The sequence below is a fragment of the Mycobacterium sp. P2_H7 genome (assembly GCF_056403275.1).
Genome location: NZ_JBFUFU010000009.1, coordinates 159,666 through 178,450, shown reverse-complemented (window position 1 = coordinate 178,450; position 18,785 = coordinate 159,666). Strand labels below are relative to the sequence as shown.

At 68.0% G+C, this 18,785-nt stretch carries 15 protein-coding genes and 1 pseudogene; 7 read left to right on the top strand and 9 right to left on the bottom strand.

The window, feature by feature from the left end; all coding sequences use genetic code 11:
* Positions 1-89: 89 nt before the first annotated feature.
* Positions 90-1,736, top strand: a complete 1,647-nt coding sequence (locus AC1DY7_RS13080; protein WP_477494112.1) for a (2,3-dihydroxybenzoyl)adenylate synthase — start codon at positions 90-92, stop codon at positions 1,734-1,736.
* On the opposite strand, the gene AC1DY7_RS13075 is transcribed toward AC1DY7_RS13080, so the two are convergent.
* The 4 genes from AC1DY7_RS13075 to hemW form a co-directional block, all read right to left on the bottom strand.
* Positions 1,733-3,067: a salicylate synthase gene (locus tag AC1DY7_RS13075; RefSeq protein ID WP_477494508.1), complete on the bottom strand. Its 1,335-nt coding sequence runs from the start codon at positions 3,065-3,067 to the stop codon at positions 1,733-1,735. The two genes, AC1DY7_RS13080 and AC1DY7_RS13075, sit on opposite strands and share 4 nt — an antisense overlap.
* A gap of 91 nt (positions 3,068-3,158) precedes the next feature.
* Positions 3,159-4,898, bottom strand: a complete 1,740-nt coding sequence (locus AC1DY7_RS13070; protein WP_477494111.1) for an ABC transporter ATP-binding protein — start codon at positions 4,896-4,898, stop codon at positions 3,159-3,161.
* The gene (locus tag AC1DY7_RS13065; RefSeq protein ID WP_477494110.1) at positions 4,895-6,706 is read right to left on the bottom strand and encodes an ABC transporter ATP-binding protein; all 1,812 of its coding nucleotides are present in this window, start codon (positions 6,704-6,706) and stop codon (positions 4,895-4,897) included. Before AC1DY7_RS13065 ends, AC1DY7_RS13070 begins: the two co-directional genes overlap by 4 nt.
* A 96-nt stretch (positions 6,707-6,802) precedes the next feature.
* Positions 6,803-7,936, bottom strand: coding sequence for a radical SAM family heme chaperone HemW (hemW, locus tag AC1DY7_RS13060; RefSeq protein ID WP_477494109.1), 1,134 nt, complete (start codon positions 7,934-7,936; stop codon positions 6,803-6,805).
* Between hemW and AC1DY7_RS13055 the strand changes: the two genes are divergently transcribed.
* The 4 genes from AC1DY7_RS13055 to AC1DY7_RS13040 all read left to right on the top strand — a co-directional run bounded on the left by AC1DY7_RS13055 (position 7,915) and on the right by AC1DY7_RS13040 (position 11,318).
* Positions 7,915-8,124 carry an Ms4527A family Cys-rich leader peptide gene (locus AC1DY7_RS13055; protein WP_477494108.1) on the top strand — a complete coding sequence of 70 codons (210 nt, stop codon included), beginning with the start codon at positions 7,915-7,917 and terminating at the stop codon, positions 8,122-8,124. The two genes, hemW and AC1DY7_RS13055, sit on opposite strands and share 22 nt — an antisense overlap.
* Before the next feature lie 115 nt (positions 8,125-8,239).
* Positions 8,240-9,907 carry a nitrite/sulfite reductase gene (locus AC1DY7_RS13050; RefSeq protein ID WP_477494107.1) on the top strand — a complete coding sequence of 556 codons (1,668 nt, stop codon included), beginning with the start codon at positions 8,240-8,242 and terminating at the stop codon, positions 9,905-9,907.
* A 2-nt stretch (positions 9,908-9,909) separates the two neighbouring features.
* The gene (locus AC1DY7_RS13045) at positions 9,910-10,620 is read left to right on the top strand and encodes a phosphoadenylyl-sulfate reductase (RefSeq protein WP_477494106.1); all 711 of its coding nucleotides are present in this window, start codon (positions 9,910-9,912) and stop codon (positions 10,618-10,620) included.
* Complete coding sequence (locus AC1DY7_RS13040; RefSeq protein ID WP_477494105.1) at positions 10,617-11,318, top strand: sirohydrochlorin chelatase; 702 nt, start codon at positions 10,617-10,619, stop codon at positions 11,316-11,318. The genes AC1DY7_RS13045 and AC1DY7_RS13040 overlap by 4 nt, the downstream gene beginning before the upstream one ends.
* Here the strand turns inward: AC1DY7_RS13040 and AC1DY7_RS13035 are convergent, their stop codons facing one another.
* The 5 genes and pseudogenes from AC1DY7_RS13035 to AC1DY7_RS13015 all read right to left on the bottom strand — a co-directional run bounded on the left by AC1DY7_RS13035 (position 11,319) and on the right by AC1DY7_RS13015 (position 15,495).
* Entirely contained in the window at positions 11,319-12,368 is a 1,050-nt protein-coding gene (locus AC1DY7_RS13035; protein WP_477494104.1) for a sulfate/molybdate ABC transporter ATP-binding protein, read from the bottom strand.
* A 17-nt stretch (positions 12,369-12,385) separates the two neighbouring features.
* Positions 12,386-13,198: a sulfate ABC transporter permease subunit CysW gene (gene cysW, locus AC1DY7_RS13030; protein ID WP_477494103.1), complete on the bottom strand. Its 813-nt coding sequence runs from the start codon at positions 13,196-13,198 to the stop codon at positions 12,386-12,388.
* Positions 13,195-13,857, bottom strand: a pseudogene (locus AC1DY7_RS13025) (ABC transporter permease); the annotation flags it as partial. The gene cysW and the pseudogene AC1DY7_RS13025, both read right to left, overlap by 4 nt.
* Positions 13,858-13,907: 50 nt before the next feature.
* On the bottom strand, positions 13,908-14,942 hold the full coding sequence (locus AC1DY7_RS13020; RefSeq protein WP_477494102.1) for a sulfate ABC transporter substrate-binding protein: 1,035 nt from the start codon (positions 14,940-14,942) through the stop codon (positions 13,908-13,910).
* Positions 14,943-15,300: 358 nt separating this feature from the next.
* Positions 15,301-15,495, bottom strand: coding sequence for a hypothetical protein (locus AC1DY7_RS13015; protein ID WP_477494101.1), 195 nt, complete (start codon positions 15,493-15,495; stop codon positions 15,301-15,303).
* 29 nt (positions 15,496-15,524) lie between these two features.
* Here AC1DY7_RS13015 and AC1DY7_RS13010 point away from each other — a divergent pair, with 29 nt between their 5' ends.
* Positions 15,525-16,745 (top strand): FAD-dependent oxidoreductase, encoded by a 1,221-nt coding sequence (locus tag AC1DY7_RS13010; RefSeq protein WP_477494100.1) that lies wholly within the window; start codon positions 15,525-15,527, stop codon positions 16,743-16,745.
* A gap of 43 nt (positions 16,746-16,788) precedes the next feature.
* Complete coding sequence (locus AC1DY7_RS13005) at positions 16,789-18,783, top strand: glycoside hydrolase family 15 protein (RefSeq protein WP_477494099.1); 1,995 nt, start codon at positions 16,789-16,791, stop codon at positions 18,781-18,783.
* Positions 18,784-18,785: the final 2 nt, after the last annotated feature.

The window sequence follows — 18,785 nt, the reverse complement described above, 5'->3', positions numbered from 1 at the left end:
GTCGATTCGCTTAGCAAAGGCTGCCCTAATTTCGAGAAGGCTACCCTATATTCGGACTACCGAACACGCCTACCCCGAAGGGCAGACCCGTGAGCCTGACCACGCCCCACCCGGCGGAATCCGCAGCACAAACCACCCTCGCGGCCGGTTTCGTGCCCTTCCCTGCCGACCGCGCGGCGTCCTATCGGGACGCCGGCCACTGGACCGGCCGCACCGTCGGCGAGATCCTGCGCGACGCGGCGCGCACCTGGCCCGACAATATCGCCGTGGCCGACGCGGATGCTTCACACACCTTCGCCGAGCTGGATGTGCTGGCCGACCGCGCCGCTGCGGGTTTTGCCGCACTGGGTGTCGTGCCCGGTGACCGGGTGCTGCTGCAGCTGCCGAATTCGGCGCACTTCGCCGTCGCCCTCTTCGGGTTGCTGCGCGCCGGGGCCGTACCGGTGATGTGCCTGCCCGGACACCGGCTGGCCGAGCTGACCCACTTTGCGAACGTCAGTGGCGCCGTCGCGCTCGTCATCGCCGATACCGCAGCCGGATTCGACTACCGCGCGATGGCCGAACACCTCGTCGCGGCGCAGCCGGGAGTGCGGCACGTCGTCGTGCACGGCGACCCGGGCCCCTTCCTGCCCTGGTCGGTCCTCGATACCGATGCGCGGCCGCCCGTCGTCGCACCCGACACCGACTCTCCCGCGCTGCTGCTGGTCTCCGGGGGCACCACCGGTGCACCGAAACTGATTCCGCGCACGCACGACGACTACGTCTACAACGCCACCGCGAGTGCGCAACTGTGCGCCGTGACGCCCGCGGACGTGTACCTGGTGGTGCTGCCCGCCGCGCACAACTTCCCGCTGGCCTGCCCCGGACTGCTGGGCGCGCTGAGCGCAGGCGCCGCCACGGTGTTCACCACCGACCCTAGCCCCGAGGCGGCCTTCGCCGTCATCGACCGGCACGGCGTCACCGCCACCGCGCTGGTACCGGCGCTGGCCAAACTGTGGGCGCAGGCCTGCGATTGGGAGCCGCAGGCACCGAAGGAGTTGCGGCTGCTACAGGTCGGCGGCGCGAAGCTGGGCGCCGAGGACGCCGCCGCCGTCCGCGCGGCGCTGACCCCGGGACTGCAGCAGGTGTTCGGAATGGCCGAGGGCCTGCTCAACTACACCCGACTCGGGGACGCGCCCGATCTGCTGGACCACACCCAGGGCCGACCGCTCTCTGAATGGGATGAACTGCGGGTCGTCGACGAGTCCGGAAACGAGGTGGAGCCCGGCGAAGAAGGCGAGCTGCTGGTGCGCGGGCCGTACACCATCAACGGGTATTTCAATGCGCCGCAAGACAACCTGCGCTCGATCAGCCCGGACGGCTTCTACCGCAGCGGCGACCGGGTGCGGCGGTTCGCGAACGGCTACCTCGAGGTCACCGGACGCATCAAGGACGTCATCACCCGCGGTGGTGAGACGGTGTCGGCCCTGGATCTGGAGGAGCACCTGATCACCCATCCGGGGATCTGGTCGGCCGCCGCGGTGCCGCTGCCCGACGAGTTCCTCGGCGAGAAGATCTGCGCCGTGGTGGTATTCAGCGGAGCACCCGTCACGCTCGCCGACGTCCACGCCTATCTGGACGGACGCGGCGTGGCCGCACATTCCCGCCCCGACACCCTGGTCGTGTGGGATTCACTGCCGACCACCGCGGTCGGCAAGACGGACAAGAAGGCGATCGTCGCGCAGTTGACCCGCTAGTCGCGGGGAACCAGGTACGGCGCCAGCGTCGTCAGCTTCTCGCAGGTCTCCTCGAACTCCCGGTCCGGATTGGAGGCTGCGATGATGCCGGCGCCGGCGCGCAGCCAGGTGGCGCCGTCCTGCTCATAGACAGCGCGCAACGTCAGCGCCGCATCCATCTCGCCCCTGTCGGTGAACATCACCACCGCACCCGAATACAGTCCGCGCGGGGTCTGATCCAGCCGCAGGATGGCATCGACGCTCTCGGCCTTGGGAATGCCCGATGCCGTCACGGCCGGGAACAGCGCCGCCAGCGCGTCCATCCGGTCCAGCGACGAGCTCAGCCGGCCACGGACCGTCGAGCCGAGATGCTGCACGCTGCCGCGTTCCCGGATGGTCATGAAGTCATGGACCGTCGCGGTGCCCGGTTCGGCGACCTCGGCGATCTCCTGCATCGAGGTGCGCACCGAGATGGCGTGCTCGACGATCTCCTTGGAGTCCGATTCCAGCTCGTCACGCGCGGCGCGGTCCTCAACGGCGCCGCGTCCCAGTGCGCGGGTGCCGGCCAGCGGCTCGGTCAGCACGGTGCCGTCCCGCTGGACCGCGGCGACCAGTTCCGGGCTGTAGCCCAGTGCGCGAATCCCGCCGAACCGCAACAGAAATGACCGCACCGGGGTGTTGTGGCGCCGACCCACCCGGTAGGTCGCCGGGAAGTCCAGAGTGAACGGCACGTCGAACCGCCGGGACAGGATCACCTTCTGGTAACGGCCGGACGCGATCTCGTCGATCGCGGTGGCGACGCGGCGGCGGTACTGCCCGGTGTCGGCGCTGACGTCGAGGGGCCGCGCGGCCGGGGTGGGCGCCAGGCCGCGGGCGAGCAGCCGTTCGATCGCCGCGAGATAGGTGGTGTCGCCGTCGACGACGGTGGCCTGGGTGTCGGTGACGATGACCTGACTGCCGGGCAGGAACAGCCGGGCCAGCGGGGTCCCCGCCGGCAGCTGGTCATGCAGATCGAATCGGTATGCCCCGAATTCGAAGGCGACCCAGCCGAACAGCCGCGGGCCTTCCAGCAGCAGCCGGTCGACGGCCTCACCGAGCACCACTTCCGGACGGCCGGTCCAGGGCTGCCGGGTCACCACACCGTCGGTGATGAGTCGGAGTTCGTCGGAGTCCAATTCGATGGCCGTCCGGACATCACTTGCCAGAATCCACTGGCCGTGCTGTTCGTAGACCAGGTACTCCTCGCCGGCGGCTTCGGTCATCCGGGCCAGCTCGGCCACCACGTCGGCGGGGGTGATCCCCGACGGCAGCGCCAGGGGAAGCACCACAACGTTTTCCGCTCTGGTCTCCACAGTCACCTTTGCTCCACCTTGGTTGTCAACGTAAGCACTAGGTAAATTTAGCCTAACCTAGGTTATTGTTGGCGCCCTACGTGAATGTGAATTAGCTGACCACCCCGGCGTTCATGCTCCAGCCCGATGCGGACACCCGTTGGGCCCAGAAGTCCGCGTACTGGCCGCCGCGCGCCATCAACTCCGCGTGCGTGCCGGACTCGGCCACGTCACCGGCGCCCGAGAGCACCACGATCTGATCCGCGGCGGTGACGGTGGACAGCTTGTGCGCGATGACGATCACCGTGCTGCGCTGAGCCAAGGTGCGGATCGATTCTGCGACGTGCCGCTCATTCTCCGGGTCCAGCGCGCTGGTCGCCTCGTCGAACAGCACGATGGACGCGTCCTTGAGCAGCGCCCGGGCGATCGAAACCCGTTGCCGCTCGCCACCGGACAGCGCCGAGCCACCCTCGCCGACCTTGGTCTGCCAGCCGTCGGGCAGCCGCGCCAGCACCGACGCGAGCCCCGCGGTGTCCGCCGCCGCGGCGATCTCGGCGTCGGTGGCGCCAGGGCGCCCGATCCGGACGTTCTCCCACAGGGTGTCGTCGAACAGGTAGACGTCCTGGAACACCAGGGACAATTGCGCCATCAGCTCGCCGGTGGCCTGATCGCGGACGTCGACACCGCCGACGCGCACCACCCCGGCGTCGGTGTCGTAGAACCGGGCGATCAGCCGCGTCAACGTCGTCTTGCCCGAGCCGGACGGTCCGACCAACGCCGTCATGGTGCCCGGCTCGGCGACGAAGCTGACGTCGGTGGCCACGGTCCGGCCCGGATAGCTGAAGGCGACGTGATCGAGCTCGACCCGCCCCGGCACCGAGACCGCTTGCGGCGCATCAGGTTCCAGCAGGGACGGGGTGTCGAGAATGTCGGTGATGCGGTCCAGCTCGGTGCGTGCCATCCGCATCGCGGAGCCGTACTCGGCCAGTGCGGCCAGCGGTGAGGCGAACCGGGCCGCCAAGCCGAGGATCGCCACCGCGGTGATCGGGTTGAGGGTTGCACCCACCGCCAGCCACGCGCCGGCCGCGATCAGCACCGAGAAGACGCCCTGCACCGCGACTCCGTTGAGCATCAGGCCGGCCACCGAGCGCCACAGTGCCCGCCGGCCCACCCGATGCTGGTCGTCCAACGCGGCACTGAGCGGGGTGAAGTCCGCCCCGGTGCGGCCGAAGGCCCGCAGCACCGGTTGGCAGCGCGCGAACTCCACCACCCGGGTGTTCACCTCGACCTCGGCGGCGTGGTTGATCATCTCCGCACCGGCGATCAGCCTCGACGCCAGCAGGCCACAGCCCACCAGGATCAGTCCGCCCACGAGTGCCACCGCCGCGATGCGCCAGTCGAACAGCGCGAGCCCGAGCACCACGGTGCCCGCGCTCACCGTGTTCAGCACGATCGGCGTGATCAGGTGTGCGCCGCTGGTACCCACGAAAGTGGTTCCCTTGACGGCGATCTGGGAGACGGAGCCGACGGTGTCGCGGCTGAACCAGCCCAGCGGCAACGTGACCATGTGGTCGCCGAGCCTGCGGTGCAGCAGTCGCATGGTGGCCAGTGCCATCCGCATCGCCCGCGAGGACTGCACGTACTGCGCCACCGCCGCAGCGACCACCACCGCGGCCAGTATCCCGAGCCAGCGCGCCGCGTCGCCGTAGCGGCCGTCGAACAGCGCCTGCGAGATGGGCACCAGCAGCACCATCGCGACTCCGTGCAGTACGCCGTAGGCGCTCACCCACGCCAGGTATCCGAACATCAGGCCGCGTTGCGGGCCCAGGATGCGCAGGAATCCCCGGATCATCGTGCTCCCTCGAAACGGTCGGCGTTGCCCTCGCTGTAGACGCTCCACATACCGGCGTAATGGCCGCCGCGGGCCACCAACTCGTCGTGGCCGCCCTGTTCGACGACGCGACCGGCGTCGAGCACGACGATGTTGTCCGCGCCGGTGATGGATCCGAGCCGGTGCGCGATCACCAGCACCGTGCGCCCGGCGATCAGCCGCGACAACGCGGCCTGGATCTGCGCCTCGGAGTCCGGATCGGCCGAGGCCGTCGCCTCGTCGAGGACCAGTATCGGGGTGTCGGCGAGCAGGGCGCGGGCGATGCTGACCCGCTGCGCCTCGCCCCCGGAGAAGTGCGCGTCCTCGCCGACGATCGAGTCGTAGCCCTTGGGCAGGGCAAGGATCCGGTCATGTACGTGCGCGGCCTCCGCCGCCTGGTAGATCTCCTCGCGGGTGGCGTCGGGGCGCCCCAACGAGATGTTGTCGGCGACGCTGATGCCGAGCAGCGCAACATCCTGCAGCACGAAGCCGACGTGCCGGTACAGCACCGCCGGATCGATGTCGCGGACGTCGACACCGCCGACCCGGACCACCCCGGTGGTCGCGTCATGGAACCGCGGCACCAGGGTGGCCAGCGTGGACTTGCCGCTGCCGGACGGGCCGACCAGCGCGCTGATGGTGCCGGGCGCCAGCGTCAGATTCACGTCGTGCAGCACGGTGTTCGTACCGTCATAACTGAACCCGACGGCCTCGAACTCGACCGAGTTACCTTGTGGCACCTGCGGATTGGTGGAAACCTTCAGTTTCGGCTGATCCAGTAGCAGCACCAGCCTGCCGGCGGCGGCCTGGGCCTGCTTGCGGATACCGGCCGAATAGCCGACGGCCAGCACCGCCGCGGGAATGGTCATCGCCACCAGCGTCGAGCCGAGCACGTCGGTCGGCGTCACCCAGCCGCTGCGCACGAACCAGTAGCCACCGGCCAGGTTGACCAGAAGTACCGTCGGCGCCTCGATGAAGATCGATGAGGCCGCTTTGACCCGCACCATGGGGCCCATCCAGTCGGCGAATCCATCGTTGAATTCCTCGGCGGCGTCGGCGAAACGTTTGTGCGCCCGACCGGTTTCACCGAAGGTCTTGACCACAGCCACGCCGGCGATGAACTCGACGATGGTGGCGCTGATCCGGGCGACGCCCGCGTTCATCCGTTCCATCTGCACCCGCACGTCGCGGCCCAGCCACATGTAGACCAGCAGATAGATCGGTGCGGTGCCGATGGCCAGCAGGCCCAGACGCCAGTCCAGCGAGAAGCAGTAGGCCAACCCGAACACCGGGGTGGCCAGCGCGCCGGTGTTCTCCACGGCCGAGTGTGCGACCAGGAAATGCAGTTCCCCGACGTCCTGCTGGACGGCCTTGCGGACCTCGCCCGAGGAGGTGCCGTTGAACCAGCCCAGCGGCAGCCGGCCCAGCGTGTCGACGATGCGCCGGCGCAGTGAGCGCTGCAGGTCCCCGTCGGCCAGGTGGGTGAGCGTCAGCGCGGTGCCGTTGGCCCAGGTCCGGAGCAGCAGGGCGCCGATCACGATCGCGACGATGGTCCAGACTCGTGCGGTGTCCACCGGGCCGTCTGCCAGTAGGGTGCGGCCGATCTCCACGATGCCGATGAACGGTGCAACGGTGGCGGCGGATGCGACCAGGGTGAGCAGCTGGGCGATCTGGGTGCGCCCCGACACCGGGGCGAGCAGCGCCTTCAGCGCCAGCGCGTCGGATCGGGCGGCCTGACGTGCCGCGAGCTGGGTGTACTTCGCGGTCACCTGCGGTTGCACTGCGGTCATCCACGCTCCATAGGTAAGGGTTGCCTAACACCCTAGCCTGACTGCGATTTGTGGAGTCCGACCCGTAATGGTTACGGGTCAGACTCCACAAATCACTCAGTCGAGCAGTGTGCGCACCACCGCATCGGCCAGCAGCCGGCCCGGGTCGGTGAGCACCAGCCGGTCTGCGTCACGCGTCACCAATCCGTCGCCGATGGCCACCTCGGCGCGGCCCCGCTCGTCCTCGGAGAGCACCGCCACCGGCAGACCACTGCGCAACCGCATCCGCAACATCACATCCTCGGTGTGCCGGGCCGCCTCGTCGAGGTCCTCAGAATCGGCGACGGGTAGCCGCCGTTCTCCGAGTGCCTGCGCATAAGCGTTGGGGTGCTTGATGTTCCACCACCTCGTCGAGTCGACGAAGCCGTGCGCGCCAGGACCGGCACCCCACCACTGGCCGCCATCCCAGTAGCCCAGGTTGTGCCGGCACTCCCCACCCGGCGCGCTCCAGTTGGACACCTCGTACCACTGCAGCCCGCCCGCCGAGAGCCGGTTGTCGAGCAACTCGTAGCGGTCGGCCAGCACGTCGTTGTCGGGCGCCGGCAGCTCGCCGCGGCGAACCCGACGGGCCAGTGCCGTGCCGTCCTCGACGATCAGCGCGTAGGCCGAGACGTGGTCGACGCCCGCGGACAGCGCCACGTCGATCGAGCGGCGCAGGTCGTCGTCGGTCTCCCCCGGCGTGCCGTAGATCAGGTCGAGGTTCACGTGTTCGAACCCTTCGGCCCGGGCCTCCAACGCCGCCGCGGGCGCCCGGCCGGCCGAATGCACCCGGTCCAGCACCGCCAGCACGTGCGGGGCGGCCGACTGCATACCCAGCGAGATCCGGGTGTAGCCCGCGGCGCGCAACCGGGCGAACAGCGCCGGCGTGCTCGATTCCGGGTTGGCCTCGGTGGTCACCTCGGCACCCGGCGCCAGGGTGAAGTGCTCCCGGACGGCGTCGAGCACCGCGGCCAGACCGTCGCCGCCCAGCATGGTCGGGGTGCCACCGCCCACGAACACGGTGTCGACCAGGCGCGGACCGACCTGCGCGGCCGCCAGCTCCAACTCGACGCGCACCGCGGCCAACCAGCCGTCGGGGTTGGCCCCGCCGAGTTCGGCTGGTGTGTAGGTGTTGAAGTCGCAGTAGCCGCAGCGGGTCGCGCAGAACGGTACGTGGATGTAGATCCCAAATGGTCCCGACGGCGCGCTCACCCCATCAGTCTCCCAGAACCTGTTTTACTCACCGTGATCGCAAATCTGGCCCGGTTAGGGCTGATGGCGGGCGTCGTGGCAGAATGTCGGACGTGACTGCCCCTCGCAACAGCACCACCGGAATTGCACTGGTGGCACGGCGGCATGTCGACTTCAAGCGCACCTGTAGCTGTTGCTGTTTGCCTTGAGGCTGTAGACCTGTCCACCTGATACCCCCAGCTGGCCGACGGATCTGCGCCGCCGGACAGCCACCGGTGGCCTCGCGCGATCCCTCCGCCGGCTCCTCCACTAAGGAGCCCCTTCATGACGACTGCCAAGCCGGTCAAGCGTCCACGCGGTGAGGGCCAGTGGGCCCTCGGCTACCGCGAGCCGCTGAACGCAAATGAGCAGGCCAAGAAGGACGACCATCCGCTCAACGTGCGGGAACGCATCGAGAACATCTACGCCCCCGGCGGTTTCGAGAGCATCGACAAGGGCGACCTTCGCGGCCGTTTCCGCTGGTGGGGGCTCTACACCCAGCGTAAGCCCGGCTACGACGGCACTTGGACCGGTGACGAGAACACCGACATGCTCGAAGACGAGTACTTCATGCTGCGGGTACGCAGCGACGGCGGAGCACTGACCGCGGCGTCGCTGCGGACACTCGGCGGCATCTCCACGGAGTTCGCCCGCGACACCGCCGACATCTCCGACCGCGAGAACATCCAGTACCACTGGATCGGGGTCGAGAACATGCCGGAGATCTGGCGCCGCCTCGACGCCGTCGGCCTGCAGACCACCCAGGCGTGCGGCGACTGCCCCCGCGTGGTGCTCGGTTCCCCGCTGGCCGGCGAATCGCTCGACGAGGTCATCGACGGCACACCGGCCGTCGACGAGATCGTCAGGCGCTACATCGGCAAGAAGGAATACGCCAACCTGCCGCGCAAGTTCAAGACCGCCATCTCGGGTCTGCAGGATGTCGTGCACGAGGTCAACGACGTCGCGTTCATCGGAGTGAATCATCCCGAGCACGGCCCCGGCTTCGATCTCTGGGTCGGCGGCGGGCTGTCGACCAACCCGATGCTGGCGCAGCGGGTCGGTGTGTGGGTGCCGCTGGATGAGGTGCCCGACGTCTGGGAAGGCGTCGTCAGCATCTTCCGCGACTACGGCTACCGCCGCCTGCGGGCCAAGGCCCGGCTGAAGTTCCTGGTCAAGGACTGGGGCGTCGAGAAGTTCAGGGAGGTTCTCGAGACCGAGTACCTCAAGCGCCCGCTGATCGACGGCCCCGCCCCGGAGCCGGTCACCCGTCCCATCGACCACGTCGGCGTGCAGCGGTTGAAGAACGGCCTGAACGCCGTCGGCGTGGCGCCGGTCGCGGGCCGGGTTTCGGGCACCATCCTGACCAAGGTCGCCGACCTGGCCGAATCCATCGGCTCGGACCGTATCCGTTTCACGCCCTACCAGAAGCTGATCATCCTCGACGTCCCCGACGAGAAGGTCGAGTACCTGCGGACCGAGCTGGACGCCCTCGGGCTGCCGTCGGCCCCGTCGCACTGGCGGCGCAACCTGATGGCCTGCACGGGCATCGAATTCTGCAAGCTGTCCTTCGCCGAGACCCGGGTCCGCGCGCAGAGCCTGGTCCCCGACCTGGAAGCACGGCTGGAGGACATCAACGCCGAGCTCGACGTGCCGATCACGGTCAACCTGAACGGCTGCCCCAACTCGTGCGCCCGCATCCAGGTCGCCGATATCGGCTTCAAGGGCCAGATGGTCGACGACGGCAACGGCCCCGAAGAGGGTTTCCAGGTGCATCTGGGCGGCAGCCTGGGCCTGGACAGCGGTTTCGGCCGCAAGTTGCGCCAGCACAAGGTGCTCTCCACCGAGGTCGGCGAGTACATCGAACGTGTCACACGCAACTTCGTGAAACAACGCGAGCCCGGTGAGCGTTTCGCCCAGTGGGCCGTGCGGGCCGACGAAGCGGATTTGAGGTAACGATGAGTGACAACGCGTTGATGACCGAGGAGAACTTGCGGGGTATCGCCGAGCGCGGCGCCAAAGAACTCGACGGCGCGGGCGCGATGGACCTGCTGCGCTGGACCGATCGGAACTTCCGCGGTGACTACATCGTGGCATCCAACATGCAAGATGCGGTGCTCGTCGCGCTGGCCGCGAAGGTCCGCCCGGGCGTCGACGTGATGTTCCTCGATACCGGTTACCACTTCGTGGAGACCATCGGCACCCGCGACGCCGTCGAAGCCGTCTACGACGTGAAGGTGCACAACGTCACCCCCGAGCACAGCGTCGCCGAGCAGGACACGCTGCTGGGCAAGGACCTGTTTTCCCGCAACCCCGGCGAATGCTGCCGGTTGCGCAAGGTCGAGCCGCTGAGCAAGGCGCTCAAGGGGTTCTCGGCGTGGGTCACCGGTATCCGCCGCGTCGAGGCGCCGACGCGCGCGAACGCACCACTGATCAGCTTCGACGAGGCCTTCGGTCTGGTGAAGATCAACCCGCTGGCGGCGTGGACCGACGACGAGATGCAGAATTACATCGACGACCAGGGCATTCTGGTCAATCCCCTGGTGCACGAGGGCTATCCGTCGATCGGGTGCGCGCCGTGCACCAGCAAGCCGGTGGAGGGCGCCGATCCGCGCAGCGGTCGCTGGGCCGGGAACTCCAAGACCGAATGCGGTCTGCACGCGTCATGAGCGTTCTGGTGCTCACCGCGCACGGTAGCGCCGATCCCCGCTCTGCCGCGTCAACGCACGCGGTGGCCGACACCATCCGCCGGATCAGACCCGGCATCGAGGTGGTTTCGGCCTTCTGCGAACAGAATTCGCCGAATCTGGTGGACGTGCTACGGACCGTCGGCGATCGGGCGGTGGTCACCCCGCTACTGCTCGCCGACGCCTACCACGCACGCGTGGACATCCCCGCGATGATCGCCGAGGCAGGCGTCGACGCCCGCCAGGCCGACGTACTCGGCGAGGACGAGCAACTGGTGGCCGTGTTGCGCCGACGGATCGCCGAGGCCGGGGTGTCCCAACTCGACGGTGTCGGTGTCATCGTCACCGCCGTGGGTTCGTCACGGGCGGAAGCGAATTCGCGTACCCGGACCGTCGCCGACCAACTGGTCGCGCACACCAGGTGGACAGCGGACACCGCCTTCGCGGCCGGACCGCACCCGAACCTGGCCGAAGTCGCCGATCGGCTCCGAGCCCGCGGCGCCGAACGGCTGATGATCGCGCCGTGGTTCCTGGCACCCGGCCGGATCACCGACCGGGTGACCAACTTTGCTGCGGCGCAGAGCATCCCGATGGCGCAGCCGCTGGGACCGCACCGGCTGGTGGCCGAGACGGTGCTCGACCGCTTCGATGCGGTCCGCGCTGCCCGCGCCGCCGCCTGATCAGACGCCGGACAGCGATACTTCCTGTTGCGGCTCGCCGGCCAGGCTCGGCACCCGGGTAGCGCGGACATACACGGTGTCACCGGCTTTGAGACCGAGCGCCTCGGCGTCACCGCGGGTGATCTGCGCAATGAACGGGACGTTGTCGGTCGCACTGGTCAGCTCGATGCGAACCTCGAAGCCCAGCGTCACCACCCGGTCGATGACTGCCCTGATCACCCCGGTGGCCGCCACGTTCGGGTCGGCACCCGCGATGGCAAGTTCGGGATTGCGTCCCACCCGGATGTCGTGCGGACGTACCAGTGAGCCGTTGAGCGAGGCGACCGTCCCGAGGAAGGACATGACGAACGCGTTGGCCGGCTCGTCGTACACCTGGGTGGGCGAACCGACCTGCTCGATGCGGCCCTTGTTGAGCACCGCGATCCGGTCGGCGACGTCCAGCGCCTCGGCCTGGTCGTGGGTCACCAGCACCGTGGTGACGTGCACCTCGTCGTGCAACCGGCGCAGCCAGGTCCGCAGATCTTCGCGGACCTTGGCATCCAGGGCGCCGAACGGCTCGTCGAGTAGCAGCACTTCGGGGTCCACCGCGAGTGCGCGGGCCAGTGCCATGCGCTGGCGCTGGCCGCCGGAGAGCTGATTCGGATAGCGGGTCTGGAACCCGGCAAGCCCCACCACCTCGAGCAGGTTGTCGACCTTGTCCTTGATCTCGGCCTTGGGCCGCTTGCGGATCTTGAGGCCGAACGCAACGTTGTCGCGCACCGTCAGATGCTTGAACGCCGCGTAGTGCTGGAAGACGAAGCCGATCCCGCGCCGCTGCGGCGGCACCCCGGTGACGTCCTTGCCCTTGATGGTGATCTCACCGGTGTCGGGGGTGTCCAGGCCGGCTATGGCGCGCAGCAGGGTGGACTTGCCTGAACCACTGGGACCCAGCAGGGCGGTCAGCGATCCATCCGGCACGACGAAGTCGATGTTGTCCAGAGCCACGAAGTCGCCGTAGCGCTTGTTCGCGCCCTTGACGGTGATGGCATTACCAGTCTTTTGGGAAGTCACTGTGTCCTCCTAGGCCACTATTTTGCAGCCCGGGCACGCCGGGCGTCGAGAATCACCTGAACGACGAGGACAAACACCGCGACCGTCATCAGCAGTGTCGAGACCGCATAGGCTCCGTACTCCTGTCCGCGGCTGTAGCGGTCGGCCACCAGCAGGGTGAGTGTCTGCGAGGTGCCGGGCAGGTTCGACGACACCATGATCACCGCACCGAACTCACCGAGGGTTCGTGCGATCGTGAGCACGATTCCGTAGGTCAGACCCCATCGGATGGACGGCAGGGTGATCCGCCAGAAGGTCTGCCACCATTGTGAGCCCAGTGTGGCGGCCGCTTCCTCCTGGTCGGTGCCCAACTCGTGCAGTACCGGTTCGACCTCTCGGATGACGAACGGGACGGTGACGAAGATGCTGGCCAGGATGATGCCGGGCAGGCCGAAGATGATCTTCAAGCCGAGATTGTTCTCGACGAACCCGAGCAGACCGGCACTGCCCCACAACAGGATCAGCGCCACACCGACGACGACGGGAGACACGGCGAACGGCAGGTCGATGACCGCCTGCAGTGCACTCTTGCCGCGGAACTTGTTGCGGGCCAGCACCAGTGCCGTCGGCACCCCGAACAGCACGTTGAGCGGCACCACGATCGCCACGACCAGCAGGGACAGCTGCAGGGCGGAGATGGCGGCCGGGGTGGAGATCGACGCGAAGAACGCGCCGATACCCGGTTCGAAGGTGCGCCACAGAATCAGGCCGACCGGCACGATCACCAGGATGGCGATGTAGGCCAGCGCCAGAAATCGCACCAGGTAGCGCACCGGCGGCGAGAGCGTCATTTCGCCAATTCCTCACGCTTGGCAGCGCGCGAACCGACCGCCCGCAGGACGAACAGAACCACGAACGAAACCAGCAGCAGCACAATGGAGATGGCCGCGGCGCCGGTGCGGTCGTCGTTCTCGATCAGGGTGCGGATCCACTGTGAGGACACCTCGGTCTCGCCGGGCACTGCACCGCCGATGAGCACCACCGACCCGAACTCACCGATGGCTCGGGAGAATGCCAGACCTGCGCCGGACAGCAGGGACGGCAGCAGCGCGGGCAGGATGATCTTGGTCAGAATGGTGAAGCTGTTGGCGCCCAGCGAGGCCGCCGCTTCCTCGACGTCGCGGTCGAGTTCGAGCAGTACCGGCTGTACCGATCGCACCACGAACGGCAGCGTGACGAACAGCAGCGCCACGCCGATGCCCCATTTGGTGTGCTGCAGGTGCAGATCCACCGGACTGTTGGGACCGTAGAGCGCCAGCATCACGAGGCTGGCGACGATGGTCGGCAGCGCGAACGGCAGATCGATGACCGCATCGACCAGGCGCTTACCGGGAAAATCGTCGCGGGTGAACGTCCACGCCACCAGCAGGCCGAACACCAGGTTCACCAAGGTGACACCGATCGAGACGGACAGGGTGACCTTGTAGGACTCCAGCGCCGCGTTGGAGGTCGCCCCGGGAGCCGGAGCTCCCGGGGCGACCGCGCCGGTTACCGCAGATGTCATCCGGTGGCCTGCTTGTAGATCTTGGTGATGCTGCCATTGTCCTTGTCGAACAGCGCCGGGTCGACGTCCTTCCAGCCGCCCAGCTCGGCGATGGTCCACAGCTTCTCCGGAGTCGGGAAGTCCTTGGCGAAGTCGGCGGCCACGGCGGGATCAACCGGGCGGAACCCGGCCTCGGCCCACAGCTTCTGGCCGTCGGCGGTGTACAGGAAGTTCTTCAACGCGGTGGCCTGCTGCAGGTGTGCGCCCGTGCTCACGACGGCGACCGGGTTCTCGATCTTGAAGGTCTGCGGCGGGTTGATGTGCTCGACGTCCTTGCCCTGGCGCTCGACGTTGATCGCCTCGTTCTCGTAGCTGATCAGCACGTCACCGGTGCCCTGCAGGAACACGTCGGTGGCCTCACGGCCGGAGCCCGGCCGAGTCTTGACGTGGTCGGTGACCAGCTTGTTGACGAAGTCGATGCCGGCCGCCGAGTCCTTGCCGCCGTTGCTCTTCGCGGCGTACGGCGCCAGCAGGTTCCACTTGGCCGAACCCGAGCTCAGCGGGCTGGGCGTGACGACCTCGATGCCGGGCTTGAGCAGATCGTCCCAGTCCTTGATGCCTTTGGGGTTGCCCTTGCGCACGACCAGCGACACGACGGACCCGAAGGGGATGCCCTTGGTGGCGTCGGAGTTCCAGTCCTTGGCGACCTTGTCCGCCTTCACCAGGCGGGTGACGTCCGGCTCGACGGAGAAGTTGACGATGTCGGCGGGCTTGCCGTCGACCACACCGCGGGACTGGTCGCCGGAGGCGCCGTAGGACGTCGTCACCGCGACGCCTTTGCCCTCAGGGGTGGCGGCGAACGCCGGGATGATCTTGCTCCAGCCGGGCTCCGGCACCGCGTAGGCCACCAGTGTCAGTGTGGTGTCGGCCTTCTGACCGCCGGTGTCTCCGGCGACGTCGCTGGATCCCCCACCGCCGCACGCGGCGAGCATGGTCGCCGACAAGGCGAGGGCTGCGGCCGCGCTCCAGCGCGACTTGTTGCTGTTGGACATTTGAGGCCTTTCCTTACATGTGACGGGGTGGGGCGGAAGCGAGCCCGTCACGACGGAGGAATTGGCCGGGGAACCATGGCCGCATTGCAGCCACAACCGACGCCAAACCGCGGGACGGGTTGGGGTCAGCGACAACAGTGCACAGAAATGCCTGCGCAGAAATCAACGACAGACAGAGCCATGACATGGCTCGTCGTGCTGTCGGACGCTGCGGGCATGGCGCGAAGCCTAACAGACGTGACTCAGTCCGCTATAGGAGTGTGGCCGACACCGCTTCAGCGAGTGAAGTACCAGGTCACGAGCACCAGAGCGACGAGGATGAACAAGATCAGCGTCACGCGCGACCGCGGCATCTGGTTCACCGGGGATCTCCGTCCTGATGGCGGGCCCGGCTCAGCAGTTTGATGCCGTTGCCCAGCGCACCGTCGAGCACCACCGCGACGCCGTAGGCCAGCGCGAGCACGACGGGCATCACCACCGCGGTCTGGGCGACGAAGCCCAGCCCGGACAGCCACAATTCGACGCCGTCCCACCAGCTGAGGATCCCGCCCATGCGGATCACAGTAGTGCCACCATGGGGCCATGCCGACAATCGCCGACGCCACCGGATGCCTGGTCGCCGGTGGCGGCCCCGCCGGAATGATGCTGGGTCTGGTCCTGGCCAGGGCCGGAGTGGACGTCACCGTCATGGAGAAGCACGCCGACTTCCTGCGCGACTTCCGTGGTGACACGGTGCACGCCAGCACCTTGCGCGACCTCGACGAACTCGGATTGGGCCCCGCCTTCGAGGCTGTACCGCACCGGTTGATCGACACCATCAGCATGTCCGTGCAGGGCACCCCGGTGAACATCGACCTGCGCCATCTCCCGGGCCGGCACAAGCACATCGCCCTGGTGCCGCAGTGGGATTTCCTGGAGCTGTTGGCCGCTGCGGCCGAGCGGGAGCCGAGCTTCACGCTGTTGCGCAGTACCGAGGTGCTGGGGCCGATCAGGTCCGGAGACACGGTGACCGGGGTGCGCTACCGCGGCCCCGACGGCGAGATCGGCGAGATGCGCGCCGACCTGACGGTCGCCTGCGACGGCCGCGGATCGACGCTGCGCGACGGAATGGGGTTGGTGCCCAAGAGTTTCGGTGCGCCGATGGACGTCTGGTGGTTCCGGCTGCCCCGCCACGAGCAGGATCCGCCGGGCCTGGCGGGAATGCTCGGCGCCGGCCACATGATGATCGCGATCGACCGCGGCGACTACTACCAGTGTGCCTACGTCATCCCGAAGGGCAGCGACGCCCGGCTGCGCGCCGAGGGCATCGAGGCCCTGCACCGCGCCGCGACGGAGTTGGTGCCGTGGCTGGCCGACCGGATGGACACGCTCACCAGTTTCGACGACGTGAAGCTGCTCGATGTGCAGCTCAACCGGCTGCACCGGTGGTACACCGAGGGCCTACTGCTGATCGGCGATGCCGCCCACGCGATGTCCCCCGTCGGCGGCGTCGGCATCAATCTGGCGGKGGCCGACGCCGTCGCGGCCGGCCGGATGCTGGCCGATCCGTTGCGCGCCGGCCGGGTGACGACGCGCCATCTTGCACGGGTGCAAGCCAGGCGCTGGGGGCCGACCGCGGTGATCCAGGGCGTGCAGCGAGTCGTCCACGCCAAGGTGATCGAGGCAACCATCGGTGGCGCCTCGACCGCCGCGCCCACGCCCGTCCGCATTTTCGGCCGAATCCCGTTGCTGCGCAGCATCGCCGGCTACGGCGTGGCCATCGGGCCGCTTCCCGAGCACATCCCGGCGTTCGCCAGACGCTGAATCGGTACCCCCTATCGGTGGACGGCGGGCCGTCCGGCGGTCGATGATGTCCGGCATGGTCCTGGAACACACCGACAGCGAGGCCCCGCTCTCCGTCACGGCAAACGTCCCGTACACATCGGGGGGTGGCGCACTGCGGAATCCGTTCCCGCCGATCGCGGATTACGCGTTCCTGTCCGATTGCGAGAACACCTGCCTGATCTCCGCGGCCGGCTCCGTGGAATGGATGTGTGTGCCGCGCCCGGACTCCCCCAGCGTGTTCGGCGCCATCCTGGATCGCGGCGCCGGACACTTCCGGCTGGCCCCCTACGGCGTCAGCGTGCCCTCCGCGCGGCGCTACCTGCCCGGCTCCCTGATCATGGAGACCACCTGGCAGACCCACACCGGCTGGATGATCGTCCGCGACGCCCTGGTGATGGGTCCCTGGCATGACATCGACACCCGGTCCCGCACCCATCGGCGCACGCCGATGGACTGGGATGCCGAGCACATCCTGCTGCGCACCGTGCGCTGCGTGTCCGGCGTGGTCGAACTGGTGATGAACTGCGAGCCTTCCTTCGATTATGGACGCCAGCCCGCGACCTGGGAATACTCGGCGGCCGCCTACGGGGAGGCCATCGCCCGCTCGCACAAGGACCCCGAGGCCCACCCGACCCTGCGGCTGACCACCAACCTGCGCATCGGCCTGGAAGGCCACGAGGCTCGCGCCCGCACCCGGCTCAACGAGGGCGACAACGTCTTCGTCGCACTGTCCTGGTCAAAGCATCCGGCACCGCAGACCTTCGAAGAGGCCTCGGAGAAGATGTGGAAGACCAGCGAATCCTGGCGCCAGTGGATAAACATCGGCGACTTCCCCGACCATCCTTGGCGGTCATACCTCCAGCGCTCGGCGCTGACGCTGAAGGGGCTGACCTATTCGCCCACCGGCGCCCTGCTCGCCGCACCCACCACGTCGCTGCCGGAAACGCCTCAGGGCGAACGTAACTGGGACTACCGCTACTCCTGGATCCGCGACTCCACCTTCGCATTGTGGGGTCTGTACACGCTGGGCCTGGATCGCGAGGCCGACGATTTCTTCGCGTTCATCGCCGACGTGTCCGGCGTGAACAACGGTGAACGGCACCCGCTACAGGTGATGTACGGGGTCGGCGGCGAACGCAGCCTCGTCGAGGACGAGCTGAACCACCTGTCCGGCTACGACAACGCCCGGCCCGTCCGCATCGGCAACGGCGCGTACAACCAGATGCAGCACGATATCTGGGGCACCATGCTCGACTCGGTGTACCTGCACGCCAAGTCCCGCGAACAGATCCCGGAGATGTTGTGGCCGGTGCTGAAGAACCAGGTCGAGGAGGCCATCAAGCACTGGAAGGAACCGGACCGCGGCATCTGGGAGGTGCGCGGCGAACCGCAGCACTTCACCTCCAGCAAGATCATGTGCTGGGTGGCTCTCGACCGGGGCTCGAAACTCGCCGAACTGCAGGGCGAGAAGTCCTACGCCCAGCAGTGGCGGGACGTCGCCGAGGAGATCAAGGCCGACATCCTGGCCCACGGCGTCGATTCCCGCGGGGTGCTGACGCAGCGTTATGGCGATGACGCACTGGACGCCTCGCTGCTGCTGGCAGTCCTGACCCGGTTCCTGCCGTCCGACGATCCGCGGATCAGGGCCACCGTGCTGGCGATCGCCGACGAACTCACCGACGAGGGGCTGGTGCTGCGCTACCGCGTCGAGGAGACCGACGACGGTCTGTCCGGTGAGGAGGGGACCTTCACCATCTGCTCGTTCTGGCTGGTGTCGGCGCTGGTGGAGATCGGCGAGGTCAGCCGCGCCAAGCACCTGTGCGAGCGGCTGCTGTCGTTCGCCAGCTCGCTGCATCTGTACGCCGAGGAGATCGAGCCCCGCACCGGCCGCCACCTGGGTAACTTCCCGCAGGCGTTCACCCACCTGGCGCTGATCAACGCCGTCGTGCACGTCATCCGCGCCGAGGAGGAAGCCGACAGCACCGGGGTGTTCCAGCCGGCGAACGCTCCCATGTGAGC